The following is a 25,021-nucleotide window of genomic DNA, read 5'->3' on the forward strand; positions in this document are numbered from 1 at the left end:
GGGCCGCTGGCTCGCCCCATGACGGCAGAAATCGGAACAATTCAATCCCAGATCAAAAGCCGCACAGGCGTCGGGTTGTACGCATTGCACGGGTTGTTGAGCTGGGGGCAATTGGAGATCAGCACCACCACGTCCATCTCTGCCCTGAGTTCCACGTACTTGCCGGGAGCAGAAATGCCATCGTCAAACTTCAGACCTCCGTCCGGAGTGACCGGGACATTCATGAAGAAGTTGATGTTGTGGGTGATGTCCCGTTTGGTAAGGCCCAGGTCATGGTTGCAGGGGCTGTGGGACAGGGCGTGCAGGAAGCTGTCCCGGCAGTTGTGCATGGGGCGTTTTTCCAGCGCGTAACGCACTGTGTTGCTCTCTGCGGCGCAGGCCCCTCCCAGAGTGTCGTGCCGTCCACAGGTGTCTGCGGTGATGGTCAGGAGCACATTGCCCTCGGTGGAGATCAGTTTTGATCCGGTGGTCAGGTAGATGTTGCGCTGCCTTGCGATGGTCTGCACCGCGTCATAACGGTCTTCCGCGTCATGGGCGTTGTAAAAGAGGGTGTCCACGGCCTGATTGCCTTCGAGGTCTTCAATGCGGAAAGTCTGGCCTTTTCTGATCAGGTGCATCCAGGATTCTCCCGAGAGGCACACTTCGTTCACCAGGGCTTTTGCAGGGTTCAGTTCACTGGCCGTCAGCATTTACAGACCTCCATACAGGCGTTCGGTGTTGATGAAAGCTCTGGCGTTCTGTTCGCAGTGGGTGCGGCACACGTCATCTTCGGCAGCCAGTTCGCCTTTCCAGACGGTCAGTTTCACGGCTGCAGGGCTGTAGGTGGGTCGGGTGTCCAGGGGGTGGGGTGCAGTGGAGAGCACCACCAGAACTTCCATGTCGAAGCGCAGGTCCACATGATCGCCTGCTCTGGAATGACCTTCATTGAAGATCAGGTTCCCTGCCTCGTCGGTGCTGACTTTGGAAAAGAAATTCACCGGAGCAACGAGATCCCGTTTGCCCAGGCCCCATTTGCCCAGTTCGATCAGGATGCCGTCTTTTGCATTCCGGTGCATGTCGTTGCGGTACTCCTGAAAATTGCGCTCCCCGTAGAGTTCCCGGATGAGTCGGGCATCGCTCATCCCGCAGAGGGTGTCGTGCCAGCCCACACTGTCACCGGTGATCGAGCACAGCACCCGTCCCATGTCGGAATACAGCACGTTTCCAGTGGTCAGGAAGGCGGTGTGCTGGCCTTTGAGGGTATCGGGCATGTTGTAGCGCTCAAGTTTCTCTTCCCGGTTGTAGACCAGAAAGGTGACATTCGCGCCTCCTTCCAGATCAGTCAAACGCATGTGAGTCCCCCGGCGCAGCACCCCGGACCAGTGGTTTCCGCCGGGAACAATTTCCTCGAACAGCATTTTTTCCTGTGGGATCATGGTTTTCCTCCAATGTTCGCCCTGAGACACGGCTCTGGCCGGGTCTGGGATGGATGTGGGCAAGGTTGCCCTTCAGGTTTGTTTTTCTGGTGGAACGATTTGGCGTGAAAATGTTGTGTAGGGGCGGGCCGCTGGCTCGCCCTCTGGATTACCCTGCCTGCATCTTCGTCGAAAGTTTCCGCAGCAAATCCTCATCCGTAGAAGTTCCAGCGGTTTCCCGGATGCGGGCCAGAATGCGTTCCCGCAGGTCATAAAATGCTGCAGAGAATTTCATCTCCCGGGTTCTGAACCGTTCAAAGGGGACGTCGTACACGCTGTCGATGCGTCCGGGTCTGGGGGCGAGCACCAGAACTTTGTTGCCCAGATAGACGGCCTCGTCCACATCGTGGGTCACAAAGAGGATGGTGGTGCCTTCCATCAGATACACGTGGCGGATCAGGTCATGCATGACCTCGCGGGTCTGGGCGTCAAGTGCCCCAAAAGGTTCGTCCATCAGGAGGATTTTGGGTCGGGTGATGAGCGCTCTGGCAATCGCTACCCGCTGTTGCATCCCTCCAGAAAGCTGGGAGGGGTAGGCGTCTCTGGAGGTCTCCAGGCCCATCAGTTGAATCAGCATGCTGGCGCGGTATCCGGCTTCCAGCAGCACATCGGGATTCTGGCGGCTGAATCTGGGAACGCTGTACGGATACACAATGTTCTCGTAGACCGTGAGCCAGGGGTACAGGCTGTAATTCTGGAAGACCATCCCTCTGTCCATGCCGGGGCCACGCACAGGTTTTCCCAGCACCGTGACCTCGCCTTCGGTGAAGTGTTCCAGACCTGCAATGATGCGCAGCAGGGTGGATTTCCCGCAACCGGATGCGCCCACCAGCGTGATGAAGTCGTTTTCGAAGACCTCGAATTCGATGTTGGAAAGTGCCGTGAAGCTCTTTTTGCCCTCTCCAAACCGTTTTCCGAGGCCATCCAGCGTGATGATGGGGGTGCTCTGGGTCATGTCAGTTCCTCAGGTACAGGTATTTGAAGGCCTGGCGGTGAATGAAACGGAACACCTGATCGGTCAGGAGGCCAATCACGCCGATCAGCAAGATGCCCACGAAGATCTTGTCTGTCTGCAGGAAACGCTGGGCTTTCAGGATGGAGAACCCCAGACCGGAGCTTGCTGCCACCAGTTCTGCCACCACCAGATACGTCCAGGCCCAGCCCATGGTGATTCTCAGGGTGTCCATCAGGGCGGGTTTGGTGGCTGGAAGAATCACGTGCTGGATGATTTCGGACCGGGTGTTGCCCATGGTCTGGGCGGCTTCGATCTGGGCCATCGGCACCCGGCGCACGTCTTCTGCGACCATCAGGACCATCTGGAAGAAAGTCCCAATGAAGATGATGGCAATTTTGGAGCCTTCATCAATCCCGATCCACAGCATCACCAGGGGCACGAAGGCCACGGCAGGCATGTAGCGGATGAAGTCGGTGAGGGGTTCAAGCAGGGCCTGCACCACCTTTGAGGTTCCAATCAGGAATCCCAGAGGCACAGCAATCACCGCAGAGAGGAACCATCCAGCCATCACCCGGTACACGCTGATCCCGATGTCCTGCATCAGGTTTTCGTCGGTGTACCAGCTTTGCAGGCGTTCCAGCACGGCTGCGGGGTTGGGGAGGAAAACAGGATTCACGCTGCCCAGTTTGACCACGATGGACCATGCGACCAGAGGCAGCACCAGACCCAGCACAGCCAGACCCCAGTAAGCCCTGCGGCTCAGCGGACCCCGGATGCTCCAGGGACTGGGACGCCATCCGCCTCTGGTGGTCTGTTTGATTTCGTTTTTCCCTGCCTGGTTGATGGTCATGGGTTACTTCTTCTGGGCATCTTTGACGATGGAGGCGTCAATGCCGCTTTTCAGGCTGGGTTTGCCCTCGATCAGCTTGTTGTCCGTGAGGAACTTCAGCACCGAAGGTCCGACTTTGAGCAGGGATTTGCTGTCCGTGGTGCTGCCCAGGGCTTTCAGGTTGTCTGCCTCGTTGAAAAAGCGGGTTCCCTTGATGAAGACCTGATACTCCTCTGCTTTCAGTCCCACCACTTTTGCCATGATTTTTGAGGCTTCCGCTGGATTCTCACGGATGAATTTCTCGGTGTCGTACCAGGCTTTTGCCATGCCCACAAAGTCCTTGCGTTTCTCTTTGAGGGACTTCTCCTGGGCCACCAGCAAATCTGCAATCATGCCAGGCATGTCTTTTGAAGTGAAGAGGGGCTTGCCCTTGCCACTCTTTTCAATCTGGCTGATCCAGGGATTCCAGACCACCGCCGCATCCACACGTCCACTGATGAAAGCTGCAGCAGCATCTCCTGCCGACAGGTTGACGATTTCCACATCACTCTGTTTCATCTTGTTTTTGGCCAGGGCATTGACCAGCACAAAGTGGGACACGCTATACTGCTCCAGCGCAATTTTCTTGCCTTTCAGGTCCTTGAAGCTCTTGATTTTGTCGCTGACCATCAGGGCGTCGTTGCCGTAAGAGTTGTCATTGACCAGCACAGTTTTCAGTTTGATGCCCTTTGCCAGGGGGCCAAGGGTGTCAGACCAGGTCTGGGAGTTGGCATCCAGTTGACCTGCTGAAAGGGCAGAGATGGAATCGGTGTAATTCGGAAACCAGACCAGTTTCACGTCTGCTCCGTGCTTTTTGAAGAAGCCTTTTTCTTCGGCGATGTACCACGCCACCCAGCCCGGCCAGTCGGACACCCCGACTTTCACCTCGGCTTTCGCCTGTTGCAGCAGCACGCTGCCCATCAGGAGGAGGGGGGCCATCAGGAGGTGCTTCTTGGGTTTCAGGTGTTTTGAGGTCATGGCGGGTCTCCTTGATCTGGTTTGAGAGGACAAACGTGTCCTTCTGGTACCAAAAAAGCAAGAGGGAGAAGTCGCATCTCACTGCGATTCCTCCCGGGCTTTTGTCCCGCCGTGTAACCCCCAAGGGGCCGGAAACTCTCGGTCCAGTCGCTAAATAGCCGGAACCCTAGTTTCCCTGTAAGAGCAACTGTCTCGTTACTCCCCTGCTGTTGAGGTCATTCTAGGGACAGATGTGCAGATTGTCAACAAAACTGTGAACATAATGCATAAATAGAGATAAAAAATTGTATACATTCTGAAAATATTGACGCAATGTGTACAAATTGGTGATCAAATCGTAAAAACCCATCTCAAATCGGTCTGTCTGATTCTGTTACAGTGAACCCGTGGGCCTGTTCACTGTACCTGACACCTGGCACGGAGGTTTTTTTGAACTCTGCATGCAATTTGAAACGCTGGACCGCCATCAGGCCCAGAACATCCTGCACAGAATCTGGAACCATCCCGCTCTGAGCGGCGTATACCTGGACCCTTTTCAGGACCCTGAGCATCAGGAGAAACTCGACATCTCACAGGTGTTTGAACTGGAAGCACAGGAATGGATGGCCCTCAAAGGTGTGGCAAAACTGCCACAAGGTTCGGTGGCCTGTTCCACTGTGGTCATCACCCTGACAGGTTTGCCAGAAGGAACCACAGAACAGGACGTGTGGGTGGATGTGTGCTTTCCCCTGGGTTCACTGGATGGCATTTTTCCGGTGGAAGCCTACCCCTTTGACAGTGAAGACGTGGACCATGAACCCTGGGTGCGTGTTCTGGAAAACTGGCTTGCAGATCTGGGGCAGTACGTTTTTGAAGTTCACCCGTTTCAGATGGCCCTGATTGGATTCGAAACCTCAGGCATGGCAGATGCAAATGACCTGAAGGATCATGGCCCTCCTGCAAAACGCGGCAGGGTCTACCTCTGGCCTGAACATGGAAAACTGGTGGATTACCCCAGAACCGAAAGGGCCTGAATGGGCGTGTAAATCTGACCTCCCCTCTGCCGTCTTGCGGATGTGTTGTGATCAGGGCTGGCTTATACTCCGGTCAAACACTGAGAAAAGGGGCCAAACATGCTCACTCCAGAGGACATTGACAGCATTGTTCGCAATGCTGCCGAAAAATTGCACAGCCATTACGTTTACCCGGATCGGGGCGAAGCCATTGCCCAGGGGCTGAAAACACATCTTGAACAGGGTCGTTTTCAGACATGCACAACCCCAGAAGAACTCAGTGAGCAGGTCACGGCAGTGCTTTATGAACTGTCTTCAGACCGCCATGTGAGGCTCAGGTACCATGCTGCAGGAGCGCCGGAACTCAGCTTTGACCCTCCCTCCGAAGAGGTCATCCGCTGGTGGCGTGAAGAAGAACGCAGCACCAACTACGGATTCAACCGGTTGGAGCGCCTGAAAGGGAACATCGGGTATCTGGAACTCCTCAGTTTCTCGCCAGCGTATTTTGCTGCAGAGACCGCCATTGCTGCCATGCAGTTCCTGACCAACACGGACGCGGTGATCATCGACCTGAGAAAAAACGGGGGAGGGGACCCCGAGATGATCCAGATGATCAGCAGTTACTTTTTCGATGAGGTCACCCACCTGAACAGCTTCTATCACCGCCCTCAGGACAGCACCCAGCAGAGCTGGACCCTGCCTTATGTTCCGGGAAAACGCCTCTTGAAGCAGCCCATTTACGTGCTGACCAGCAGCTACACCTTTTCTGCTGCAGAGGAATTCACCTACAACCTCAAGAACCTGAAGCGGGCCACCATCATTGGTGAGGTCACCCGTGGTGGCGCACACCCTGGGGGTAACGTGAAAGTGCATGACCTCTTCACGGTTTTTGTGCCCACAGGCCGGGCCATCAACCCCATCACAGGCATCAACTGGGAAGGGACAGGGGTCGAACCGGACATCCAGATTCCAGCAGAACAGGCCCTGGAGCATGCTTATCAGGATGCCCTCCAAAAGGTGCTGGCAAGCCTGCCAGAGCATGCTGCCCATGACCGTCAGCGCAAAGAGATTTTTGAGGCAAGGCAGACCCTGGTTGCAGAATCCTGACGGATTCAGCACCCCAGCAAAGGACAACACAACATGAATGCAGAACAACTGACCGACTGGCTGTCCCAGAGAGACCTGCCAGAACCATTCTCTGGCGTGATCTCTTTTGCGCAGGGAGAAGGGCGTACAGAAAAGGCATTTGGAGAAGCCATCAAGGCTCTGAACCTCGCAAACACCCTCGACACCCGCTTTCAGACGGCATCAGGATGCAAGATTTTCACTGCTGTGGCCATCCTGCAACTGATTGAAAAAGGACAACTGACCCTGGACACCCGTCTGAAGGACTGCCTGAGCATCGATTTCCCTCATTTTGACCCTGACGTGACCCTGCATCACCTGCTGACCCACACCTCAGGCATTCCCGATTACTTCGATGAATCGTTGATGGAGAATTACGCCGATCTCTGGAAAGAGCAGCCCATGTATGCCATCCGGGAACCCAGAGATTTCCTGCCGATGTTCCAGAACCTGCCCATGACCTTCAGGCCAGGGGAGAAGTTTGCTTACAACAATGCGGGATTTATCGTGCTGGGCCTGGTGGTGGAAGAGGCCAGTGGGCAGCCCTTCACGCAGTACATCGAACAGCATATTTTTGAACCCGCAGGCATGACGGATTCAGGGTATTTCTGGGCAGACAGCCTTCCAGAACGCACTGCTTACGCTTATTTGCAAAGGCCAGATGGAAGCTGGGGCACCAATGTTTTCAGCGTTCCCATTGTGGGGGGACCCGATGGAGGGGCCTACACCACAACAGGGGACCTTGAGAAATTCTGGAAGGCCCTTGCTGAAGGAAAGCTGGTTCAGCCTGATTTGATCCTGCAACCCAGAGTGAGCACAGGCTGGAAACCGCCCTACACCCACTATGGTTATGGCGTTTGGGTGGACCTTTCAGGAGACCAGCCACACTTTTTTGTGGAAGGCTCTGATCCAGGGGTGGCCCTCAGGTCCAGATTCATGCCAGACAGAGACGCCATCCTGACGGTGATGGGCAACACCCAGAAGGCCATGTGGGCGTTTTACGGCGATTTGCAGCAGGAGGTGCTGGAGAACGTCCCATCTGGAGCCTGAAGCCACACAAAAAGCCAGAGCAAGTCACTCTGGCTTTGTCTTTATACCCATAGCCTGAGATAAGGAATCCTTTCGTCTAAAGCAGGCTTTTTGGGATGGGATCGGTTTCGGATTGAAATGGGCTATGCTTCAGTCATGACGGAATTGGACAGGTTTTTCATCATTCAGGAGCAGGATGGTTACACCCCCAAAATTGGACTGCTGGTGAGCATGCTGCAGAATTCCAGGCATTACCTGCTGCGGGCTGTGCGAGACCTCTCTCAGGCAGAACTGGATGCCAGACCTCTTGGGGCCGTGAACACCATCGCCTCCCTGCTGGCCCACCTGAACGCTGCAGAGACCATGTTCCAGCGCATGACGTTTGAGGGTCGCAGGTTCGCACCCGACGAAATCCAGTTGCAGACTGATTTTCGTCTGGAAAACAGCGACCAGACCAGAAATCAGCCTCTGGAGGTTTACCTGCAGGCCCTTGCAGAGACCAGAACACGTACCCTCCAGGGCATGAAAGCCCGTGAGGATGCCTGGCTGGAAACGGAAACCACTTTTTTCGGACAGCCTGCCAACTGGCACTACTACTGGTTTCACTACCTGCAGGATGAAGTGCGGCACACTGGGCAGATCACCCTGATCCGCAAGCACCTGATCCCTGAGGCTCAGAAAGACTTCAATCCGTACAGCATGACCTGAAAACTCAGGGGTCCAGCAGTTCCCGGGCTTCCCAGACCTGCACCACTTCCAGGGTGTGCCGCAACCACCGGAGGCTTCCCTGAAAGATGGACTGCCAGAGGTTGGTCAGGATGGAAAAACGGAAGTCCCACAGGCACTGTTCCCAGGCGTAACCCTCAACGCCACCCTGGATCAGGCCAGCATGGTACTGCTGCAGGTAAATCAGGTCCCGTTCCCTGCGGTTTTCACTCTCTGCCCCCAGCAGCATGTACATCAGGTCGTGTGGACCCAGACCCCGTTTTGCCTGGGTCCAGTCAATGATCCTGAGGCCCTTTGCCGGGTCTGATCTGGGCACAAAGACATTGCCCAGCAAATGCAGGTCTCCATGGAGCAACGTCAGGTGCTGCCCTGAAAGGGTGCGTGCTGCAAACTTCTCGGGCCAGGCGTCTGAAAGCCGTTTCAGCAAAATCACGTCCTGACCTGTCAGATCCGACCTGTGCAGATGCAGAAATCGATCCAGAGCATCACGGGCCGCTCTGACGTGAATGGCCAGACCTGCCTGATCCAGGGCTTGCGGCATGCGGGTGACCCCTGTTTCGGGGACCAGAAACCCGGGGGCATTCAAATCCTGATGGCTCCACCACCTGGAATGCATCTTGCACAGCACCTCGGTCAGCTTCTCGAGCCAGAAGGACGCCACAGGCAGGCTCACCAGCTCAAACTCTGCACCCAGATCTTCGATCAGCAGAACTGCAGTGGACGTTTCAGGATCATGATGTGCCCCTAGCAGAGAGGGCACAGGGATGTCTGGCATGTGTGGGGCAATGGACTGATAAAAACGCAATTCAGGCAAACCACTCCCTGTGTACCACTCTGGCCCAAAGATTTTGGCTATCACCGATCTGGTTGTTCCGTCAGAAGAGGTGAGCTGCAGGCGCACAATCCGATCTGCCTGCCCGGAAAAAACATCCACTTCCTGCACGTCTTTCAGAACGCTCTGCTTCAGAAGGGTGCCCTGAGCCTGCAGCATCCGGGTCAGAACATCAGGGGTGATCCGCATGGTGCATGATATGTTTTCTGTCCCAGAAAAAGAAAGCCCTGCTTGAAAAAACAGGGCCATGTGAAGGAAAAGCTTTCACCCGTTCAGGTGAGGAAGAGGTTCCAGATCATGAGTCAGGTCCCAGTGGGGGCTTTTCTGCACCAGTCTGGAAAGCTGCATCAGGTCATGCAGGATTTTCTGACCATGGGACCAGCTTCCCAGACCACTGTCTGCATTGATGTGCCCGAGTCCTTCCAGCAGCAGGTACTGGCTTCCCCAGGAAAGGGCAAGTTCTCTGGCTTTGTCTGCACTGCAGGTGGGATCGTTGGTGCTTGCCACCACGACACTCGGGAACGGCAGGGAGTTCCGGGGGATGGGAGCAAAGTTCCTTAAGGGATGGGGTGCCCTGCGTCTTTCCACATCTGCCGGAGCCACCAGCAAGGCACCTGCAATGCGCGTCTCACGCACCCTGGCCCAGTGTGAGATGGTGATGCAACCCAGACTGTGCCCCACCAGAATCACAGGCTTTCTGGCCTGCTGCACGTGGGTTTCCAGGGCTTCCACCCAGTGCGAGCGCACTGGTTGTGCCCAGTTCCGCTGATGAACCCGTTTGAAGTGGGGGTTCTGCCGTTCCCAGAGGGTCTGCCAGTGGTGTTCACCACTGCCATTCCATCCGGGCAGGATCAGCACATCGAAATCCGTCATGGGTGACCTCCTTGAAATTGAAAGGGAAATGGGTGCAGAGACGTTCAACGCAGTCTTCAGTCAAATACGGTGAGTTGTTCGGGTCTGAAATAAAGCTGGCTCTGGCTGTGCAGACCAAGTGCCCTGAAGTGGGTGCGTGGAAGTTCGACTTCCAGGGTGCTGCGGTCCAGCACGTCTTCCACTTCAAGTCTTGCAACAGAACCAATCAGATGCACATGCCGGATCAGGCCTTCACGGAAATCTGGACCCAGAGGTTCGGTGACCACCTCAAACTCGTGGGGCCGCACAAATCCTTTTTTGCCCTGGGCTGTGAAGGTGTTGGACCTGCCCAGAAAGTGGTAGACAAATGGGGTGGCAGGACGGTCATACACGGTTTCGGGGGTGCCCACCTGTTCGATGTTGCCCTCATTGAAGACCACCACCTGACTCGCCACTTCCAGGGCTTCCTGCTGGTCGTGGGTCACAAAGACGCTGGTCACGTGGATTTCTTCATGGAGGTGCCTGAGCCAGGTTCTGAGTTCTTCCCTGACCTTGGCATCGAGCGCACCGAAAGGCTCATCAAGCAGCAGCACCCTGGGTTGAACGGCAAGTGCCCGGGCCAGGGCCACCCGTTGCCTCTGTCCTCCTGAAAGCTGTGCAGGGAAGCGGTCTGCGGCCCAGTCCAGCTGAACCAGTTTCAGCAGTCGGTGCACTTCCTTCTTGATGGCGTGTGCGTCTGGACGCTCGCTGCGGGGTTTGACTTTCAGACCAAAGGCCACGTTCTCAAAGACCGTCATGTGACGGAACAGGGCGTAATGCTGGAACACAAAACCCACTTCGCGGTCTCTGGGGTTGCGGTCTGTGGCGTCTTCGCCAGAGAGCAGGACCCTGCCAGAGTCAGGCTGCTCCAGACCTGCAATGATGCGCAGCAGGGTTGTTTTTCCGCTTCCAGAGGGTCCCAGCAGGGCGACCAGTTCGCCGCCAGGGATCTCCAGATGGACGTTGTTCAGCACCCTGGTGTTTCCAAAAGTTTTGCTGACATTCTGGATGTGAATGCTCATTTTGCTCCCCCTCTGCCACTGTGGCTGCGGGCTTCGATGAAACTTTTCAGGATCAGGGTGATGAGTGCAAGGACAGTCAGGAGAGACGCCACCGCAAAGGCAGCACTGCTCTTGTACTCGTTGTAGAGGATCTCCACATGCAGGGGCATGGTGTTGGTGAGGCCCCGGATGTGCCCGGACACCACCGACACGGCACCGAACTCGCCCATCGCACGGGCATTGCACATGATCACCCCGTAAAGCAGTCCCCATTTGATGTTGGGGAGGGTGACGCGCCAGAAGGTCTGCCATCCGGTGGCCCCCAGAATGATTGAGGCTTCCTCCTCTTCAGTGCCCTGGGCCTGCATGACCGGAATCAGTTCTCTGGCGACAAAGGAGAAGGTCACGAAAGCTGTGGCCAGCACGATGCCAGGAACCGCAAAGATGATTTTGATGTCATGGTCGATGAGCCACGGACCAAACCACCCCTGCCGCCCGAACAGCAGCACGTAAATCAGCCCGGAAATCACTGGAGACACCGCCAGAGGCAGGTCAATCAGGGTGATCAGGAGGCCTTTGCCTCTGAACTGGTACTTGCTGATCAGCCATGCTGCTGTGATGCCGAAAAGGGTGTTCAGGGGGACCACAATCAGCACGGTGAGCAGGGTCAGACGGATCGCTGCCAGGGCGTCTTTGTCGAGCAGAGACCCAATGTAAAGGGCCCATCCCTGTTTGAAAGCCTCATAGAAAACGGCAACCAGCGGAAGGAGCAGAAAAAGTCCCAGAAAAGCAAATGTGACGATCATCAGGGACCACTTGACCCACACAGGGTCCTGCTGGGGTTTGAGGGAGGGAAGGCTCACAGGGCACCCAATCTTTTTGCAGCTCTGGCCTGCAGGATGTTGCTGACCAGCAGGAGCACAAAGGAAACCACCAACATCACGGTGGCAATCGCGGTTGCACCCGTGTAGTCGTACTGCTCCAGCTTCGAAACAATCAGCAGGGGGATGATCTCGGTCTGCATGGGCATGTTCCCGGAGATGAAGATCACCGAGCCATATTCACCAACAGTGCGGGCAAAAGCCAGCGTAAATCCGGTCAGCACTGCAGGCAGGATCTCGGGCAGGATCACCCGGAAAAACACCTGACCTCTGGAGGCCCCGAGGCTCTCTGCTGCTTCTTCGGTGTCCTTGCTGAGGGCTTCGAGCACGGGTTGCACACTGCGCACCACAAAGGGAAGGCCAATGAAAGTCAGTGCGATGATGATGCCAGGCTGGCTGTAGGCGGCTTTGATTTCCAGGGGCACCAGCAGCTGTCCGACCCATCCATTGGGGGCCAGCAGTGAAGTCAGGGTGATCCCTGCAACGGCGGTGGGAAGGGCGAAGGGCAGATCAATGAAGGCATCCACCAGCTTTTTGAAGGGAAACTGGTAGCGGACCAGCACCCAGGCGGTGATCAGGCCAAACACGATGTTGATCAGTGAAGCAATCAGGGCACTGCTGAAGGTCACCCGGAAAGAGGCCAGCACACGGGGGGCAAGCACCACCTCCCAGAACTGCGACCAGCTGAGGGTGGCGGTTTTGATGAAAAGTCCCCCGAGGGGGACCAGGACGATCAGCAACAGGTAGAAGAGGGTGAAAAACAGGGTGAAATGGAACCCGGGAATCACCCGACGGCCTTTTGCTTTTGCATTTTTTGGAGAGGTGAGGGCGGTCATCATGGCCGATCACTTCTGGTAGATCTGGTCGAACACGCCACCGTCGGTGAAGAACTTCTTCTGGGCTTCACGCCAGGTGCCAAAGGTGCTCTGCAGGGTGAAGAGTTTCACCTTGGGGAACTGTGCAGTGTATTTGGCAGCAATGGATTTGCTTCTGGGGCGGTAGTAGTTCTTGGCTGCAATTTCCTGACCTTCGGAGGAGTAAAGGAAATTCAGGTAGGCTCTGGCCAGTTTTTCGGTGCCGTGCTTCTGGACGTTCTTGTCCACCCAGGTCACAGGGGGCTCGGCCAGGATGCTGATGGAGGGGGCCACAATCTGGAATTTGCCTTCTCCAAGCTGTTTGGTGGCCAGCAGGGCTTCGTTTTCCCAGGCGATCAGGACGTCACCGATGCCACGTTCCACGAAGGTGGTGGTGCTGCCACGGGCACCAGAATCCAGCACAGGCACGTTCTTGTAGATTTTCTGCACGAAGTCTTTGGCTCTGGCTTCGGTTTTGTATTTCTTTAGTGCGTAGCCCCAGGCTCCCAGGAAGTTCCAGCGTGCACCACCAGAGGTTTTGGGGTTGGGGGTGATGACCTGCACACCATTGCGGGCCAGATCGTCCCAGTCTTTGATGTTCTTGGGGTTGCCCTTGCGCACCAGGAACACAATGGTGGAGGTGTAGGGAGAGCTGTTGTAGGCCAGTCTGGACTGCCAGTTTTCGGGCAGCAGTTTGGCATTGTCGGCAATGGAGTCGATGTCGTAAGAGAGGGCCAGGGTGACCACATCGGCTTCCAGACCATCAATCACGGATCTGGCCTGTGCTCCACTGCCTCCGTGGGACTGGTTGAGGGTCAGGTCCTGTCCGGTCTGGGCTTTCCATTTTTTGGCGAATGCAGCATTGACTTCCTGATACAGCTCGCGGGTGGGGTCATAAGACACGTTGAGCAGGGTGTTGCTGGCTGCAAGGGCGCTGGAGCTGATCAGAAGGGTCAGAAGAGCGGTGGTTTTTTGCATGGGTCGTCCTTCCACATGGGGTGCATGTGTTTGCTGAATTTGGTTTGTGGGACAGAGTTTGATCGCCCAGAAGTGGTCATCTCCTGAGATGGATGAATCTTAGACAAGATTACTAATTTTGTCAACTATTCGATTCGGGTGTTTTCTATACCGTTCTGCTAAAAGTTGTCCAAGTTGGCCTCTCTGCTTGTTTAAACTTACACTTTTTGATTTTTCATCTCTGGTAGGGCAAAATGTCCCAACATCACCTGGGGAAATCCCTATAATTGACAAAATTTATCAACTACTTTACACTGGTTTCAGTGCTCGAAAGCGAGCCTCTGTGATCTTCTCAAGCATCCCAAACCTCAAATCACACCTGACCCCAGGTGCAACCTTCAATGCTGTCTCCACGTAAGGAGGACTGTATGGCATCATTTCTTAAACTTTCTGTCCGCTGGGTTCCCGGCACAAGCAACAAACTCATTCTGCAAACCCCCAGGGGGGAATTCCAGATCAGCCTGGAGCGTTTTGAACAGGTGCTTGGTCGCAGGGCAACGTTTGACCTCTACCTGATCGGCAAAACCACCCTGGAGCTTCCAGAGAAGAGCTTCCTCGGTCTGGTTGCCTGATCCCTGAAAAACAGAATCCCCTGACTGCAGAGGTCAGGGGATTTTTGTTGTTCTGAAATCCTAGAGGATGCGGAACTCCATCAGGTCCCGACCCAGTGTGATCGGTCCAGAATAGATTTCGCCCATGCCTGCCAGATAAGAGGCCTCGGCCTCTGGGGTTCTCTTTGGAGCAGGAATGTGATGGGTCAGCACCAGATGCTTCACCTGGGCTCTCGCAGCAATCTCTGCTGCCTCCAGTGTGGTGGTGTGGTATTTGGCCGGATTGGTCACCTGAATGGCAAGTTCAGGGTTCTGCTCTGCAATCTGGTCCAGCCAGGTCTTGTTGTACGCATCGTGCACCAGCAGGTCAGCATTCTGGCTGTGAAGGACCGTGTTCTCCACTGGACGGGTGTCTCCCGAGATCACCACAGACCTGCCTTTGTACTCAAATTTCATGCCAATGCAGGGCTTCACCGGACGGTGGTCCACCTCGAAAGCGGTGACCTTCACCCCATCCTGATCGTAAAGCACTCCATTGTCATGCTCGGTGAACTCGATCAGGGCACCGTCGGTGTCGGACTTGTTGTAACTCAGGCGCAGGCTGATGTCATAAGAGAGAGCATCATGGTACTTCTGGATGATCTCGCGGGTGTTGGTGGGACCATACACCTTCATGGCGTTCTTGCGGCCATCGATGATCCCCACATGGGTCCTCCAGCTGCTGATGAACAGATCAATGAACCCCCCGTTGTGGTCGTAATGGTGGTGGGTGAAAAACACATGCTCAATGCGCTGGGGCATGATGCCACTTTCGATCAGCTGCCGCACCACCTCACCGCCGGAATCCACCAGAAAGACCTTGCCTGCCACAATCACGGCAACAGAAGGCTTGGCGGCTCCTCTGTAGGCACGGGGGGTGCCCGTTCCAAGCAGGACCACAGAGAATTCCTCAGGATCGATGGGGCGGATGAAGTTCGGCTCGATGTATTCCTGATGATCCATGTCAACAATCATACAGGACTGGATTTGGGGTGGGTGGGAGGTGTCAGGACAGTGTTGTGTATCTTTAGTTCCCACACACATAAATCAAGTTCAGTTCGAAGTGTAAAAAGTGGAATTTCGAGAAAACAACCGGAATGCGTGGCAGGCGAACGCGTCTAGGACGCAACCAGCATTCCGGTGAAGTGTAATCAGGCGTGATCCAGTGCAAGTTTTCGGTGTCTCATTTTATTTTTCGATGAATTCAATCCACTGCTGAGATGACTCTGACCACTCTACCCACGATCTGGGCGATTCGGTCTGGACTGATGATGGTCATGCCGGGTTCGGTGAATTCCGGGTTGGTGCTGACCAGGAAGGTGTCTCGCAGTTTTTTGCATACGTAGCCATCATCTTCGATCCTGGCGACTACGACACTGCCATTTGTCCCAAGGTCGTTTCGGTTGACCAGCACGATGTCTCCATCAAAGATGGGTCTTCTGCCGCCTTCCATGCTGTTGCCCTGGACCAGGAAGCCGATGAGGTCCTTGCCCTGTGCAAATTCGGCTTCGACATAGACAGTCTGGTCGGTGGGGCTGCTTTGCAGGGGTCCGGCTCCCACGCGGCCAGGGATGTAAACAGGAACTTTTCTGACCTGATCTGAGAAGGCTGTTCCGGCACCTAGCGCGTCGGGTTCCAGGATGTAGAGGAGTTCGTGGAGTGGGGCGCGAACGGCATCTGAGAACGCTTTAAGGAAGTCCAGGCTGGGTTTGACCAGCACCCCTGTTGCGGTGGCCCTGCCTCTGAGGAGGGTGTACAGGGTGGGACGTGCCAGGCCGTGGTGAGCAGCCCACTCTTTCACGGTGGGGATGTTGTCTCGTCTCATGGCGTTGACCACGTAGGCTGTGAGGGGTCCCCTCAGATCTTTGAGCTGTTCGCGTTCAGCAGTTGTCTTCATATATAGCCTCCAGTGGCTCTGATGCGTAAATTCTACTTGACGTGTCTACACTTGTAGCATTAAAATTATACGTATGTAGACAAGGAGGTGATGTGACGTGCAACTGGGAGATCGGATACAAAGAAAGTTGGATGAGCTGGGCTGGTCAGCGGTCACGTTGGCCGAGAGGAGCGGTTTATCTCGTGCCACTGTGTATGCATTGCTCGGCAACACACGCGGAAAACGGATCAGTCTGGAGACTGCAACCAAGCTGAAAGAAGCTCTGGGTGCAAATTTTTTTGAGGACGGATGTCTACAAAAGGATACAGGGGAATTGATTTCTAATGCCTAGGTTCTCGGAGAAGCGCAAAAAACACCTTTTCACCTTGAAAGAATGCGCTGTCATGGCAGGGCGTCCTGAACCCACCATCAAAAACTGGATCAAAAAAGCCCGTGCTGCAGGAACCATTTACGAAGAAACAGCGATGGTCCCGAACGGTCACGGTGCCAGTAAAGTGGTGTTCTTTGACCCGGCCACCCTGGGCATCAAAGTCCCCTCCAGTTCTGCAGTGGATCAAAAATCAGGTGATCCGGTGCAGAAGAGCAGTGGATCACTGCAGAAGATCACCCGTGCTGCAGTTGATCATCTGCAAAATCCAGGCAGTGAGACGGCAAATTCTGGAGATGTCCAGCTTGGGGTGGGGTTTAGCACTGGATCATCCGAAATGATCCTCCGCAACCAGCCAGGGCAGCAGATCCAGATGAAAGACCTGGACATTGATGCCCATGTTGAGTACATCTATGTGACCCTGCAGCCCATCCTTCGAGAGCAGGACAAGCACGTCCGCCGTCGTCTGATCCTGAAACTGGCTGATGACCTGAGGGTGTCTGATCGCACTGTATATAACTGGGTGAAACTTCTTGAAGAATCCCAGAATGACATTGCTGCCATTGCCCGACAGAAGCGCAAGGACAAGGGTTACCAGCGGGTCATTGATGATCAGAAACGCTATGAGCTGCAAAACGTGTTCATCTCGAACACCGTGCACACCAGTGTCAGGACCATCTACAAAAACCTGCTGATGTTTGCTCCTGACCTTCTGGAGTATTCCACCAAAGGTGGAAAAACCAAAGTCATGAGCCTGCCTACCCTCATGCGGATCAAAAAGGAAATGCTGGATGATCCGATGCTCCGGCTGCTGTTCATGGATGCCACAGCACAGGATGAATACCTCAGGACCTACAACGGACGTGTGACCACCTTCAGCAGCAACCAGCTCTGGGAAATGGACATGACCCGCTGTGACATCCTGCTGTTCGACCCTGCAACCGGGAAGACGTTCCGGCCACGGGTCCACGCGATCATTGATGTTCATTCTGGCTGCATTGTCGGTCTGGACTTCTCTGAGTTGGAAGACTCTGACGCAACGATGGCCGCTCTGGTCCGTGGGCTGACCCAGAAATCTGACCCTGCGTACCCGTGGGGCACACCATCTGTTCTGTACTGTGACAACGGCAAGATCTACACCAGTGAGCGCCTGGCCCAGCTTTGCAGGTATGTGGGCGTCAAGATTGTGCACTCCAGAGCGTATGTGAGCCACACCCGTGGAGCCATTGAACGCTGGTTCGGTATTCTGCATGACTTTGAAACCACCCTGCCCGGTTACGTCGGTCCTGATGCTGTGGAACGGGACAATGAAGAACTTGAGAAGCTGACTGAGGCATCCAGAGAGTGGGTGAGCACCGGGAAAGATCCAGGGTACGGAAACCGCCTGATGACCTTTCTGGAGTATAAAAACCGGGTTCTGGCGTGGCTGATCGGCTTTTACCACAAGCAGCCGGTTCGTGGGGTGCCCCGCGATCAGCTGTTCATGCAAGAAGCAGCCCCTAAGTCCTTCAGGAAGTACAACGACCTGGAATTGCTGATTGCCAGTGGTTACCACACCGAACGCACGGTGACCCCAGATGGTGGGGTGCAACTGGACAACATTCTCTACAAGATCCCGGATGGGTCCCTGGCCCCGTACCGTGCGGTTGCCATCGGCACACGCCCGAAATACCAGAGCAGCAGGGCACTGGCAGGGTTCAACGGCATGCGGGTGACCATCGTGGAAAACCGCTATTACCTGGGTGACGACCAGATTGCCATTGTGAACCGCCAGAAGTCCGGCCACTTCGAGCTGATCGGCTTTGCTGTCCCAGCCCCCATGATCGCAGATTCTGCAGAGTCCCGTGAACTCAGGAAAGCGCAGAAACGTCAGTTGAAAGCCACGCTGGAACAGGCTCAGCAGCAGAAAGCTGCACGGGCACGTTCTGAATTCGTGGTGAGCAACCTGCAGGTCAGTGCCCTGAACATGCAGGATCAAGTTACCGATACCCTCCCAGCCCCGAAAGCTCAAGAGGTGCAGATTGACGTGATCGCCCCCAAAGAGCTTCCGGCCACGGACCCCATTCTGGCCCGTCTGAGAGGGAGCCGTCCCCAGAGCCTTGCTGACCTCAAGCGCGAACTTGAGGAGGAGCGTTGATGATGAAAATGTCCCTGGAAACCCTCGACAACGTGCATGAGTTCCTGAAAACCCGTGCCGTTGCCACCAGTTTACCTGCTGGATTCAAACAAACCAGCAATTTCGTGGCAATCGCCCGTGCCATTGCCAAGGCAGAGAAGATGCAGGCACCCCTGGCCCTGATCAGTGGATCGCACGGGGTGGGGAAGACCACCACCCTCCGCTGGTACTCGGAAAACTGGTCTGCCCTGATGTTCGAACTGGAGCCCAAAACCCAGCCGAAAGACATCCTGAGACGCATTTCCAGCCTGCTGAGCATCAACGCAGGACAGGGCTACCGCATGCAGACCAGCGTGCTGATCGACCAGCTGAAGGACAACCCCAGAATCATCATTCTGGACGAAGCCCAGCGTGCCGATTATGACAGCCTGGACCTGCTGAAATACCTTGCAGACTCCTCAGGCAGCACCTTTATATTGTCTGCTTCTCCCAGCATGGGCGAACGCATCAAGAAATGGCCGGACATCGACAGCCGTGTCTGGATCAAAAAGCGGGTGAACCCCATGGATGCCCAGGAACTGGTGGACCTGTACCTGGAAGACGGATGGCTGAAGGAAACCCTGCTGGAAATCCACAAGTGCACTGGAGGGGTGCACCGTGAAATCACTGCCCTGTTCCGCAACTGCGACCAGCTGCTGAACGGCACAGACCTCACCTACTCCAACCTGCTTCCAGCACACATTCGCGCCATCGTGAACGAGGAGATGTCATGACGAGACGCCGCCCTGGTGGTGAGAGCACCAAACGTCTGGCTGAGGTCACTCAGCCGGACGGGAAGTCTCTCAAGGTCCCTGCAGCGAAGGATGTGGGCACCTTCCTGTACGTCACAGAAGACGGCAAATGGCCCAAAGCCCCCACCACCTGCCTGCTGCTGGACATGCCCTACCTGCAGGTGGGCAGCACCATCTACATGGAAGAAATGCGGCCCGGCCACAACATGGGCACCCACCGCTTCATGGAAGTGATCGACACCCGCGTTTCTGTGGGTGTCTTTCCCGGCAAGTACGGACAGGTGAAAAGGCTCCTGTTGCTGATGGAACGCACCAGTGATGAGGCCATGGACGCCTTCACTGCAGACGACCTGGAGGATTTTCGATGAACGAGAATCCTTCTGCAAACTCTTTTGACCCCATGGATGAGGCGTGTCACCTGCTGATCAGCCCTGCAAAACGCCATGCCATCCAAACCGCAGTGAAGCAAGGCCGTGTGACAGCCAGAGATATCTACAGGGAATTCCCAGCATTCTCCAAGAAAACCACCTTTGAACTGATCCGGCGTTTGATCCGTGGTGGGGTCCTGAAGTACGGCCCGACCCTTCCTGGTGATGTAAAGGGACCCATTCAAACCTATGAAATTGCTGACTTGACTGCCATCAGAGAGCTGCACCAGTGGCTTTCTGAGCTTCTGGAGGACACCCATGGATAACCAGCTTCGAGCCCGAATCACCCGTCTGCTGGAGGTTCCTGAGCAGATTGATGCTGCCCGGAAAATTCTGGTGGCCCAGCGTGCGGAACTTCGCAAAGTGAAGCGCAAACTGGAGCACCGTGAGGCCGCCATTCGCCTTCAGGTTCCACCCAACATCACCAACAAGGAAATGCGGGACGCTTGGGTGCTGGTGACCTGTGAAGCCGATCAGGAGTGGAGCAAGTGCAAGGACCGGGAAGAACAGCTGCAGGTCACCATCGACAAGCACCTGGCCCAGGTGGAAGTTCTGGACCATGAGCGCAAGGCTCTGAAAGCTGCCCTGGAGCGAGAATATGCGGACATCATCGAGACTGCTCTGAATGACCGTGCCCTGGCAGAAGTGCTCTCCAGAAAGGGTGGCCTGGTCGGATGATGTTTGGCCCGAAAACCGTAGAGGAATTCCTGGCCCTGAATCCCTGGAAAGCTGTGGTGCTGACCGACTTCGTGGGTGCTTACCAGTGGAGATCCATGCTTGCTCCCACCAAGGAGAGGCATGAGTGGGGCAACATCCCTGTGGCCTATGGTCGCAGTCCAATCCAAGCTATCAATGCTCTCATGACCCTTCAGGTCGATGAAAAAGGAGAATTATGCGACTCCATCTGATGATCCCCTCTACCCCTTTTTCCTTCCGTCTGGCCCTTATTCGTAGAGTCCTCCGGCGTGCCTTGGATGTCACCATGTTTCCTGCCCGTGCGGTGGCCCACAAGATTGTGAAGCCCCTGCGACCCGTGCTGGTGGAACGTGAACTGCTGAACCGCATCCGCTGCAAGAACCTGATGCCCAACCAACTCCGTGACATGGCAGGCACCATGCGGAACCTTGGATATCTCCATCTGGCCCGGATGGTCGAGGATGAAGCGGACTGCAGGGAAGTGGCCCTAAAAGTGGAGTTCCACCACCGCAGGGCTGAACTTCGCCAGTTCGGGCAGGACCTGCTGGATGGAGGTGTCGAGCTGTGAGCACCAACCTGAATCAGTTCCTGATCGGTGTGATGGCCCCAGAGCGTTACATGACTTTTCACAGCACCATCCATACAGAACGTCCCAAAGCAGCTGAATCTTTCGCCCGTGACTTCTGGGGCGAGTTCGAGCACCCCAACACCATGATCTTGCTGGTGATCGACACAGAGACCGGACAGCACCAGACCTTCCATGTGGATTGCCCCGGTTACCGCTTCGATGCTTATGAAGTGGACAGCAGTCAGGCTGTCAAAGAGCTGGAGATGTGGGCTGTGTACCACCAGAAGCACATGCTGGACAGGGCTGAACTGATCAGTGTGCAAATGGACAGGGAGGATCTGGCATGGGACATGGGGCGAAAGATCCAGTCTGCCCGTGACCCCAAATCCATCGGTGTGCCACTGGCTCTGCTCCACAAGCTCAAAGACATTGCGACTGCCCAGCAGCATTCCGGTGGTTGGATGTGCATTGAAGATCACTTCTTCACCTTCGTCAAGTTCCAGCTTGACCAGCCCATCCCTGAAGTCTGGAAATCTCCTGTAAACCCGCACTGAGAAATCTTTTTTTGGCTTTGCGTGTCTACATGTGAAGACACGCAAAGCCAGGAGGGAACGACATCATGACCTGGAAAGACAAGCGAGACGACTACCAACCAGACGTGCCCCCCATGTCCCTGAAGCCCTTTAACCCTGGCAAGGCTGGAGAGATCAAGGCCACTGCCAGTGCAGCAGACCTGCTGAGCATGGCTGCCCAGTGCGAGGCCATTGGCTTTGATTGGCTGGGGCTCAGCAGTGCCTACCTGGACTGGAAGAAACACAAAGACATCGGGGAATTCCGGTGGCGTGCAAACACCGCTGGTGGCCCTGTTAGTGGTGTGGATCGTGCACCAGACACCCTCATCTACAAAGGACAGGAGTTCAGGCCAGAACTGATCCCCTCTGTTGTCACCATCCTGCCTCACGCCATCCGTGATGGAAGCCTGCAGAAATTCACAGATCTGCTGGTGACAAAGGAAATCTTTCGGGTGGAGTGCATTGCCCCGGATGCCATGAGTTACAGGCGGGTTCTGCGGTGCCACGCCCCGGGCAAGATTTTCACCCTCAAAGAAGACAAACCAGAGGACAAAAAGGAGGTCGCAAATGGATCAGGACCGGAAGCCCCCACTGTTTGAGGAACACCCCTACCTCTACTGCCTGTGGCACCTGGAGCACAACTACAGGACCTATCAGGCATTCCGGGAACTGGCAGACCGTTACCGCGAATTCAACCCCCACCGGACCCTCTCTGCAGACATGATCTGCCATGTGATCCGTTTCGAGCTGGGCATGAGGAATGAGGGGGATGCCTTTCACATCAGCAACAACCTGACCAGTTGGTACGCCCGTGTGTACCGCCTGGAGCACCCAGAAGCCAACTTTGGACTTCGCCCAGCCTGGATGAGTCAGCTCACAGATGACCAGTGGGATGAAGTTCGGGACCTTCTCAGACGCATGAAGGAGCAACATGAAACAGCTTAAACAGGACCCCACCAGCATGCAGCGGAAAGTCGTGGCTGTGATGGCCGTGAACATCATGCTGTGCAAAATCCAGAGTGCTTCCACCCATCCAGGGTTCTTCCATGAGCGGGGCTTACATGGTCAGGTGCTGGTGGACCACGCAGGTTTCTTTTGGTGGAACGACCCCAGGAAGGGCTTTGTGTTGCTGCTCCAGGCACCCAATTACAGTGTTGGCCCCACCAGTTTCCGGGGTTTGCTCCGCCTGGTCCAGGTGTACCTGCAGCACGATCAGGTGATCCCCAGGAAAAACTTCCCAGGTGCAGGTGACCTGGGTCTGGATCAGATGGAGTGGGAAGGCATTCTTTCAGCAGCCCAGGCTGCAGGGGTGGTGTCCGCATGACCCAGGCTGAGCCTAAACCCATCCACACCACAGCCCCATCTTCTGCCACCATCCAAGCCATCCGTGAACGCTGGGCCAGGGCCACCCCTGGCCCCTGGGGTTGGTTCGGTCACGTGAGCAGGACCAGCAAACATACAGCCATTCGCCTGTCCAGCAAAGCCAATGGCAACATCGTGATGGACTTCAAGCGGGTGGGCAAAACCAACGACGCTCAGCCCCGTTTTGGGAGGAATGACCTTCTGGTTGGGGCGAGAGAATTCGTGAAGTACGAGGTGGGCTATCGAGAACAGATCGATGCCATTGACCACCCAGACGCAAAGGCCATTGCTGCAGCCCCTGAGGACGTTCGGACCCTGCTGGAAGCCCTGGAAGTCTGCAGGAACGCTTTCCAGGCTCTCAAGCATGCTGAAGACCTGAAGCAATCCATCGTGCCTGCAGAGGCTTATGTGTCAGCACCAATAGCAGAGTTCTACGCCAGAAAAGCCATGCAGGAAGCCCTCTTTGTTCTGGGGCTGACAGGGGGTCAATCATGACAGCGACATCTGAAGTGAAAACCCCCATTGATTCCATCCGGGACCGCTGGAGCAAGGCCACCAGAGGACCCTGGCAGTGGTCCGGGTATGTCTCCAGAGACAGCCTGAAGCAGACAGACATCAACCTCACGACCACCTGGGGCGGTAGACGGGTCGTGATGATGTTCGAGCGGGTGGGCTTCAGGGATGCCCAGCCCTGGTTTCAGCCCCAGCCGGGTGATCTTGGAATGCAGCAAGGCAGGGACCTTGTGAAGCAAGATCCAGAGACCTCCAGCGGCCAGTTCTGGGGCATCAATCACCCGGACGCTGAGGCCATCGCTCACGCCCCGGAAGATGTGCGGATGCTCCTGCAGGAAGTGGACCGACTCAGGGCACAGGTGCCCAGCTGGACCCCCATTACCCAGAAACCTGCAGAGTCCGGCACCTATCTGGTGATCATGGCCGGATTCCCTGTGGTCCTCTTCTACAACGCTGAAGAAGACTTCTGGGATGACGATGAGCAGACCGATGCCCTGGTCACCCATTGGATGCCCATCCTCAGAACGCCGGAGGACGCATGACCAGCTTCAGTTTCAGTGAAGTCACCATCACCCTGGGTGGGGTCCAGATCCAGGCCATGCAGATCCACTATGCCCTGAGTGACAAACCTGTCCGTGGCGTCTACCGGGCGTCAGGTGAGATCCCAGTCCGGTCTATTGGTAAATCGCTGGACCTGGTGCTCTCCAGACAGGAGCCCTGCCCAGTGCCTCAGAGCAGGTTCGAGATCGCCCGAAAAGCCAAATTCATCCGGCGTGGAAACCGCTCCCGGAAACTACAGGTTTCCCGTGCCAGAAAGTGGGGATGGAGATGAACTGGGATGATTTTGATTCCCTTCCACCCCATCAGAAAGCTCTGCTTGCTGAAACTGTCCCTGAAGTCAAAGCTCTGGCCCGGCGAGAGGAAAGGCGTGAAATCCTCCTTGCCAAGATCAAACTCGCAAGCTTTGAGAAACCCAACATCCCTGCACACCTCACGGAAGGAAGGGCAACAGCTCAGAAAATTGCAGAGCTGGAGAGCCTTTACGAGTGGGTGGTTTCTGGGCATGACAGTTCAACCTGGAGGACCAAATGACACAGACCAAAGAGCGTGCTGGATGGACCAAACTGCACCAGCGTGGGCAGTTCCACTTTGTGCAGGGTTCCTGGACCCTGTGCGGCCTGGCAGCTGCCCGGTCAGACCTGGAACTGGTGAACACCATCAAAGAAGTCACCCAGAAATTTCAGTCTGGAGATGGCTTCTGTCCAAAGTGCCAGAGGGCCACTGAGAAGGCACAGAAGGGAGCGAAGTGAGATCTATAGCTTTTGAGGTGGTGGAAGAGGACCCTACCATCGAAGAGATCCAGTATTCCCAGAAGCTTTTGGCAGAGCAGGACCGGAGGTTTTACCACAGCGTGGTGAATGGCAATCCTCAGCCCCCGGCACCCCCCAAACCACCTCACCCCAGAAAAGCCCTCTTCCAGCGTCGCAAGAAACGCAACCAGAACAGGAGAAAGTGACC

At 55.6% G+C, this 25,021-nt stretch carries 36 protein-coding genes and 1 riboswitch; of the genes, 23 read left to right on the forward strand and 13 right to left on the reverse strand.

Features of this window, described 5'->3' with window-relative positions; genetic code table 11:
* Positions 1 to 41 precede the first annotated feature (41 nt).
* The 5 genes from DC3_RS01985 to DC3_RS02005 all read right to left on the reverse strand — a co-directional run bounded on the left by DC3_RS01985 (position 42) and on the right by DC3_RS02005 (position 4,255).
* Positions 42 to 689 (reverse strand): urea amidolyase associated protein UAAP2, encoded by a 648-nt coding sequence (locus DC3_RS01985; protein WP_146881903.1) that lies wholly within the window; start codon positions 687 to 689, stop codon positions 42 to 44.
* Positions 690 to 1,415 (reverse strand): urea amidolyase associated protein UAAP1, encoded by a 726-nt coding sequence (locus DC3_RS01990; protein ID WP_146881904.1) that lies wholly within the window; start codon positions 1,413 to 1,415, stop codon positions 690 to 692.
* 148 nt (positions 1,416 to 1,563) lie between these two features.
* The gene (locus DC3_RS01995; protein ID WP_146881905.1) at positions 1,564 to 2,409 is read right to left on the reverse strand and encodes an ABC transporter ATP-binding protein; all 846 of its coding nucleotides are present in this window, start codon (positions 2,407 to 2,409) and stop codon (positions 1,564 to 1,566) included.
* 1 nt (position 2,410) lies between these two features.
* Positions 2,411 to 3,259, reverse strand: a complete 849-nt coding sequence (locus DC3_RS02000) for an ABC transporter permease (RefSeq protein WP_146881906.1) — start codon at positions 3,257 to 3,259, stop codon at positions 2,411 to 2,413.
* Between the two features lie 3 nt (positions 3,260 to 3,262).
* Positions 3,263 to 4,255, reverse strand: coding sequence for an ABC transporter substrate-binding protein (locus DC3_RS02005; RefSeq protein ID WP_146881907.1), 993 nt, complete (start codon positions 4,253 to 4,255; stop codon positions 3,263 to 3,265).
* Between the two features lie 88 nt (positions 4,256 to 4,343).
* A riboswitch (guanidine-I (ykkC/yxkD leader) is annotated at positions 4,344 to 4,436 on the reverse strand.
* A 259-nt stretch (positions 4,437 to 4,695) separates the two neighbouring features.
* Between DC3_RS02005 and DC3_RS02010 the strand changes: the two genes are divergently transcribed.
* The 4 genes from DC3_RS02010 (at position 4,696) to DC3_RS02025 (ending at position 8,109) form a co-directional block, all read left to right on the forward strand.
* A complete protein-coding gene (locus DC3_RS02010) occupies positions 4,696 to 5,268 on the forward strand; it encodes a hypothetical protein (protein ID WP_146881908.1) in 573 nt (190 codons plus the stop codon).
* 99 nt (positions 5,269 to 5,367) lie between these two features.
* Positions 5,368 to 6,354, forward strand: a complete 987-nt coding sequence (locus DC3_RS02015) for a S41 family peptidase (RefSeq protein WP_146881909.1) — start codon at positions 5,368 to 5,370, stop codon at positions 6,352 to 6,354.
* Positions 6,355 to 6,387: 33 nt separating this feature from the next.
* Entirely contained in the window at positions 6,388 to 7,422 is a 1,035-nt protein-coding gene (locus DC3_RS02020; RefSeq protein WP_146881910.1) for a serine hydrolase domain-containing protein, read from the forward strand.
* A 135-nt stretch (positions 7,423 to 7,557) separates the two neighbouring features.
* Positions 7,558 to 8,109 carry a DinB family protein gene (locus tag DC3_RS02025; protein WP_186815770.1) on the forward strand — a complete coding sequence of 184 codons (552 nt, stop codon included), beginning with the start codon at positions 7,558 to 7,560 and terminating at the stop codon, positions 8,107 to 8,109.
* A 4-nt stretch (positions 8,110 to 8,113) separates the two neighbouring features.
* Here the strand turns inward: DC3_RS02025 and DC3_RS02030 are convergent, their stop codons facing one another.
* The 6 genes from DC3_RS02030 to DC3_RS02055 form a co-directional block, all read right to left on the reverse strand.
* Positions 8,114 to 9,148 (reverse strand): phosphotransferase, encoded by a 1,035-nt coding sequence (locus DC3_RS02030; protein WP_186815771.1) that lies wholly within the window; start codon positions 9,146 to 9,148, stop codon positions 8,114 to 8,116.
* Between the two features lie 75 nt (positions 9,149 to 9,223).
* Positions 9,224 to 9,832: an RBBP9/YdeN family alpha/beta hydrolase gene (locus tag DC3_RS02035; RefSeq protein WP_146881913.1), complete on the reverse strand. Its 609-nt coding sequence runs from the start codon at positions 9,830 to 9,832 to the stop codon at positions 9,224 to 9,226.
* A gap of 56 nt (positions 9,833 to 9,888) precedes the next feature.
* Positions 9,889 to 10,872 (reverse strand): sulfate/molybdate ABC transporter ATP-binding protein, encoded by a 984-nt coding sequence (locus DC3_RS02040; RefSeq protein WP_146881914.1) that lies wholly within the window; start codon positions 10,870 to 10,872, stop codon positions 9,889 to 9,891.
* Positions 10,869 to 11,714: a sulfate ABC transporter permease subunit CysW gene (gene cysW / locus DC3_RS02045; protein WP_307724730.1), complete on the reverse strand. Its 846-nt coding sequence runs from the start codon at positions 11,712 to 11,714 to the stop codon at positions 10,869 to 10,871. Before cysW ends, DC3_RS02040 begins: the two co-directional genes overlap by 4 nt.
* Positions 11,711 to 12,571, reverse strand: coding sequence for a sulfate ABC transporter permease subunit CysT (gene cysT / locus DC3_RS02050; protein ID WP_246130507.1), 861 nt, complete (start codon positions 12,569 to 12,571; stop codon positions 11,711 to 11,713). The genes cysW and cysT overlap by 4 nt, the downstream gene beginning before the upstream one ends.
* A gap of 6 nt (positions 12,572 to 12,577) precedes the next feature.
* Positions 12,578 to 13,564, reverse strand: a complete 987-nt coding sequence (locus DC3_RS02055) for a sulfate ABC transporter substrate-binding protein (RefSeq protein ID WP_146881916.1) — start codon at positions 13,562 to 13,564, stop codon at positions 12,578 to 12,580.
* Between the two features lie 407 nt (positions 13,565 to 13,971).
* On the opposite strand from DC3_RS02055, the gene DC3_RS02060 reads away from it, so the two are divergent.
* A complete protein-coding gene (locus DC3_RS02060) occupies positions 13,972 to 14,175 on the forward strand; it encodes a hypothetical protein (protein WP_146881917.1) in 204 nt (67 codons plus the stop codon).
* Between the two features lie 60 nt (positions 14,176 to 14,235).
* Here DC3_RS02060 and DC3_RS02065 read toward each other — a convergent pair whose 3' ends face one another.
* On the reverse strand, positions 14,236 to 15,156 hold the full coding sequence (locus DC3_RS02065) for an MBL fold metallo-hydrolase (protein WP_146881918.1): 921 nt from the start codon (positions 15,154 to 15,156) through the stop codon (positions 14,236 to 14,238).
* 241 nt (positions 15,157 to 15,397) lie between these two features.
* Entirely contained in the window at positions 15,398 to 16,090 is a 693-nt protein-coding gene (locus DC3_RS02070; protein ID WP_146881919.1) for a S24 family peptidase, read from the reverse strand.
* Positions 16,091 to 16,187: 97 nt separating this feature from the next.
* On the opposite strand from DC3_RS02070, the gene DC3_RS30115 reads away from it, so the two are divergent.
* The 18 genes from DC3_RS30115 to DC3_RS02160 all read left to right on the forward strand — a co-directional run bounded on the left by DC3_RS30115 (position 16,188) and on the right by DC3_RS02160 (position 25,019).
* Complete coding sequence (locus tag DC3_RS30115) at positions 16,188 to 16,421, forward strand: helix-turn-helix transcriptional regulator (RefSeq protein ID WP_146881920.1); 234 nt, start codon at positions 16,188 to 16,190, stop codon at positions 16,419 to 16,421.
* 52 nt (positions 16,422 to 16,473) lie between these two features.
* On the forward strand, positions 16,474 to 18,594 hold the full coding sequence (locus DC3_RS02080; RefSeq protein WP_186815772.1) for a TnsB C-terminal domain-containing protein: 2,121 nt from the start codon (positions 16,474 to 16,476) through the stop codon (positions 18,592 to 18,594).
* Complete coding sequence (locus tag DC3_RS02085; protein ID WP_146881922.1) at positions 18,594 to 19,346, forward strand: AAA family ATPase; 753 nt, start codon at positions 18,594 to 18,596, stop codon at positions 19,344 to 19,346. The genes DC3_RS02080 and DC3_RS02085 overlap by 1 nt, the downstream gene beginning before the upstream one ends.
* The gene (locus tag DC3_RS02090) at positions 19,343 to 19,732 is read left to right on the forward strand and encodes a hypothetical protein (RefSeq protein ID WP_146881923.1); all 390 of its coding nucleotides are present in this window, start codon (positions 19,343 to 19,345) and stop codon (positions 19,730 to 19,732) included. Before DC3_RS02085 ends, DC3_RS02090 begins: the two co-directional genes overlap by 4 nt.
* Complete coding sequence (locus DC3_RS02095) at positions 19,729 to 20,058, forward strand: hypothetical protein (RefSeq protein ID WP_146881924.1); 330 nt, start codon at positions 19,729 to 19,731, stop codon at positions 20,056 to 20,058. Before DC3_RS02090 ends, DC3_RS02095 begins: the two co-directional genes overlap by 4 nt.
* Complete coding sequence (locus DC3_RS02100) at positions 20,051 to 20,470, forward strand: hypothetical protein (protein ID WP_146881925.1); 420 nt, start codon at positions 20,051 to 20,053, stop codon at positions 20,468 to 20,470. The genes DC3_RS02095 and DC3_RS02100 overlap by 8 nt, the downstream gene beginning before the upstream one ends.
* Positions 20,467 to 20,700, forward strand: a complete 234-nt coding sequence (locus DC3_RS02105) for a hypothetical protein (protein WP_146881926.1) — start codon at positions 20,467 to 20,469, stop codon at positions 20,698 to 20,700. Before DC3_RS02100 ends, DC3_RS02105 begins: the two co-directional genes overlap by 4 nt.
* 74 nt (positions 20,701 to 20,774) lie before the next feature.
* Positions 20,775 to 21,056, forward strand: a complete 282-nt coding sequence (locus DC3_RS02110; RefSeq protein WP_146881927.1) for a hypothetical protein — start codon at positions 20,775 to 20,777, stop codon at positions 21,054 to 21,056.
* Complete coding sequence (locus DC3_RS02115; RefSeq protein WP_146881928.1) at positions 21,053 to 21,610, forward strand: hypothetical protein; 558 nt, start codon at positions 21,053 to 21,055, stop codon at positions 21,608 to 21,610. Before DC3_RS02110 ends, DC3_RS02115 begins: the two co-directional genes overlap by 4 nt.
* A 65-nt stretch (positions 21,611 to 21,675) precedes the next feature.
* Positions 21,676 to 22,227, forward strand: coding sequence for a hypothetical protein (locus DC3_RS02120; protein ID WP_146881929.1), 552 nt, complete (start codon positions 21,676 to 21,678; stop codon positions 22,225 to 22,227).
* A complete protein-coding gene (locus DC3_RS02125; protein WP_146881930.1) occupies positions 22,196 to 22,573 on the forward strand; it encodes a hypothetical protein in 378 nt (125 codons plus the stop codon). The genes DC3_RS02120 and DC3_RS02125 overlap by 32 nt, the downstream gene beginning before the upstream one ends.
* The gene (locus tag DC3_RS02130) at positions 22,560 to 22,952 is read left to right on the forward strand and encodes a hypothetical protein (protein WP_146881931.1); all 393 of its coding nucleotides are present in this window, start codon (positions 22,560 to 22,562) and stop codon (positions 22,950 to 22,952) included. The genes DC3_RS02125 and DC3_RS02130 overlap by 14 nt, the downstream gene beginning before the upstream one ends.
* The gene (locus DC3_RS02135) at positions 22,949 to 23,485 is read left to right on the forward strand and encodes a hypothetical protein (RefSeq protein WP_146881932.1); all 537 of its coding nucleotides are present in this window, start codon (positions 22,949 to 22,951) and stop codon (positions 23,483 to 23,485) included. Before DC3_RS02130 ends, DC3_RS02135 begins: the two co-directional genes overlap by 4 nt.
* Positions 23,482 to 24,045, forward strand: coding sequence for a hypothetical protein (locus DC3_RS02140; protein ID WP_146881933.1), 564 nt, complete (start codon positions 23,482 to 23,484; stop codon positions 24,043 to 24,045). The genes DC3_RS02135 and DC3_RS02140 overlap by 4 nt, the downstream gene beginning before the upstream one ends.
* Complete coding sequence (locus DC3_RS02145) at positions 24,042 to 24,335, forward strand: hypothetical protein (protein WP_146881934.1); 294 nt, start codon at positions 24,042 to 24,044, stop codon at positions 24,333 to 24,335. The genes DC3_RS02140 and DC3_RS02145 overlap by 4 nt, the downstream gene beginning before the upstream one ends.
* Positions 24,332 to 24,595 carry a hypothetical protein gene (locus DC3_RS02150; protein WP_146881935.1) on the forward strand — a complete coding sequence of 88 codons (264 nt, stop codon included), beginning with the start codon at positions 24,332 to 24,334 and terminating at the stop codon, positions 24,593 to 24,595. The genes DC3_RS02145 and DC3_RS02150 overlap by 4 nt, the downstream gene beginning before the upstream one ends.
* Positions 24,592 to 24,813 carry a hypothetical protein gene (locus tag DC3_RS02155; RefSeq protein ID WP_146881936.1) on the forward strand — a complete coding sequence of 74 codons (222 nt, stop codon included), beginning with the start codon at positions 24,592 to 24,594 and terminating at the stop codon, positions 24,811 to 24,813. Before DC3_RS02150 ends, DC3_RS02155 begins: the two co-directional genes overlap by 4 nt.
* Positions 24,810 to 25,019 carry a hypothetical protein gene (locus tag DC3_RS02160; protein ID WP_146881937.1) on the forward strand — a complete coding sequence of 70 codons (210 nt, stop codon included), beginning with the start codon at positions 24,810 to 24,812 and terminating at the stop codon, positions 25,017 to 25,019. Before DC3_RS02155 ends, DC3_RS02160 begins: the two co-directional genes overlap by 4 nt.
* The last annotated feature ends 2 nt before the right edge of the window (positions 25,020 to 25,021 follow it).

The organism is Deinococcus cellulosilyticus NBRC 106333 = KACC 11606 (assembly GCF_007990775.1).
Lineage (GTDB): Bacteria > Deinococcota > Deinococci > Deinococcales > Deinococcaceae > Deinococcus_C > Deinococcus_C cellulosilyticus.

Excerpts from the sequence above, each read along its gene's own strand:
- DC3_RS01985 (WP_146881903.1), bottom strand. The coding sequence starts at position 689 with ATGCTGACGGCCAGTGAACTGAACCCTGCAAAAGCCCTGGTGAACGAA.
- DC3_RS01990 (WP_146881904.1), bottom strand. The coding sequence starts at position 1,415 with ATGATCCCACAGGAAAAAATGCTGTTCGAGGAAATTGTTCCCGGCGGA.
- DC3_RS01995 (WP_146881905.1), bottom strand. The coding sequence starts at position 2,409 with ATGACCCAGAGCACCCCCATCATCACGCTGGATGGCCTCGGAAAACGG.
- DC3_RS02000 (WP_146881906.1), bottom strand. The coding sequence starts at position 3,259 with ATGACCATCAACCAGGCAGGGAAAAACGAAATCAAACAGACCACCAGA.
- DC3_RS02005 (WP_146881907.1), bottom strand. The coding sequence starts at position 4,255 with ATGACCTCAAAACACCTGAAACCCAAGAAGCACCTCCTGATGGCCCCC.
- DC3_RS02010 (WP_146881908.1), top strand. The coding sequence starts at position 4,696 with ATGCAATTTGAAACGCTGGACCGCCATCAGGCCCAGAACATCCTGCAC.
- DC3_RS02015 (WP_146881909.1), top strand. The coding sequence starts at position 5,368 with ATGCTCACTCCAGAGGACATTGACAGCATTGTTCGCAATGCTGCCGAA.
- DC3_RS02020 (WP_146881910.1), top strand. The coding sequence starts at position 6,388 with ATGAATGCAGAACAACTGACCGACTGGCTGTCCCAGAGAGACCTGCCA.
- DC3_RS02025 (WP_186815770.1), top strand. The coding sequence starts at position 7,558 with ATGACGGAATTGGACAGGTTTTTCATCATTCAGGAGCAGGATGGTTAC.
- DC3_RS02030 (WP_186815771.1), bottom strand. The coding sequence starts at position 9,148 with ATGCGGATCACCCCTGATGTTCTGACCCGGATGCTGCAGGCTCAGGGC.
- DC3_RS02035 (WP_146881913.1), bottom strand. The coding sequence starts at position 9,832 with ATGACGGATTTCGATGTGCTGATCCTGCCCGGATGGAATGGCAGTGGT.
- DC3_RS02040 (WP_146881914.1), bottom strand. The coding sequence starts at position 10,872 with ATGAGCATTCACATCCAGAATGTCAGCAAAACTTTTGGAAACACCAGG.
- cysT (WP_246130507.1), bottom strand. The coding sequence starts at position 12,571 with ATGATGACCGCCCTCACCTCTCCAAAAAATGCAAAAGCAAAAGGCCGT.
- DC3_RS02055 (WP_146881916.1), bottom strand. The coding sequence starts at position 13,564 with ATGCAAAAAACCACCGCTCTTCTGACCCTTCTGATCAGCTCCAGCGCC.
- DC3_RS02060 (WP_146881917.1), top strand. The coding sequence starts at position 13,972 with ATGGCATCATTTCTTAAACTTTCTGTCCGCTGGGTTCCCGGCACAAGC.
- DC3_RS02065 (WP_146881918.1), bottom strand. The coding sequence starts at position 15,156 with ATGGATCATCAGGAATACATCGAGCCGAACTTCATCCGCCCCATCGAT.
- DC3_RS02070 (WP_146881919.1), bottom strand. The coding sequence starts at position 16,090 with ATGAAGACAACTGCTGAACGCGAACAGCTCAAAGATCTGAGGGGACCC.
- DC3_RS02080 (WP_186815772.1), top strand. The coding sequence starts at position 16,474 with ATGGCAGGGCGTCCTGAACCCACCATCAAAAACTGGATCAAAAAAGCC.
- DC3_RS02085 (WP_146881922.1), top strand. The coding sequence starts at position 18,594 with ATGATGAAAATGTCCCTGGAAACCCTCGACAACGTGCATGAGTTCCTG.
- DC3_RS02090 (WP_146881923.1), top strand. The coding sequence starts at position 19,343 with ATGACGAGACGCCGCCCTGGTGGTGAGAGCACCAAACGTCTGGCTGAG.
- DC3_RS02095 (WP_146881924.1), top strand. The coding sequence starts at position 19,729 with ATGAACGAGAATCCTTCTGCAAACTCTTTTGACCCCATGGATGAGGCG.
- DC3_RS02100 (WP_146881925.1), top strand. The coding sequence starts at position 20,051 with ATGGATAACCAGCTTCGAGCCCGAATCACCCGTCTGCTGGAGGTTCCT.
- DC3_RS02105 (WP_146881926.1), top strand. The coding sequence starts at position 20,467 with ATGATGTTTGGCCCGAAAACCGTAGAGGAATTCCTGGCCCTGAATCCC.
- DC3_RS02110 (WP_146881927.1), top strand. The coding sequence starts at position 20,775 with ATGTTTCCTGCCCGTGCGGTGGCCCACAAGATTGTGAAGCCCCTGCGA.
- DC3_RS02120 (WP_146881929.1), top strand. The coding sequence starts at position 21,676 with ATGACCTGGAAAGACAAGCGAGACGACTACCAACCAGACGTGCCCCCC.
- DC3_RS02125 (WP_146881930.1), top strand. The coding sequence starts at position 22,196 with ATGGATCAGGACCGGAAGCCCCCACTGTTTGAGGAACACCCCTACCTC.
- DC3_RS02130 (WP_146881931.1), top strand. The coding sequence starts at position 22,560 with ATGAAACAGCTTAAACAGGACCCCACCAGCATGCAGCGGAAAGTCGTG.
- DC3_RS02135 (WP_146881932.1), top strand. The coding sequence starts at position 22,949 with ATGACCCAGGCTGAGCCTAAACCCATCCACACCACAGCCCCATCTTCT.
- DC3_RS02140 (WP_146881933.1), top strand. The coding sequence starts at position 23,482 with ATGACAGCGACATCTGAAGTGAAAACCCCCATTGATTCCATCCGGGAC.
- DC3_RS02145 (WP_146881934.1), top strand. The coding sequence starts at position 24,042 with ATGACCAGCTTCAGTTTCAGTGAAGTCACCATCACCCTGGGTGGGGTC.
- DC3_RS02150 (WP_146881935.1), top strand. The coding sequence starts at position 24,332 with ATGAACTGGGATGATTTTGATTCCCTTCCACCCCATCAGAAAGCTCTG.
- DC3_RS02155 (WP_146881936.1), top strand. The coding sequence starts at position 24,592 with ATGACACAGACCAAAGAGCGTGCTGGATGGACCAAACTGCACCAGCGT.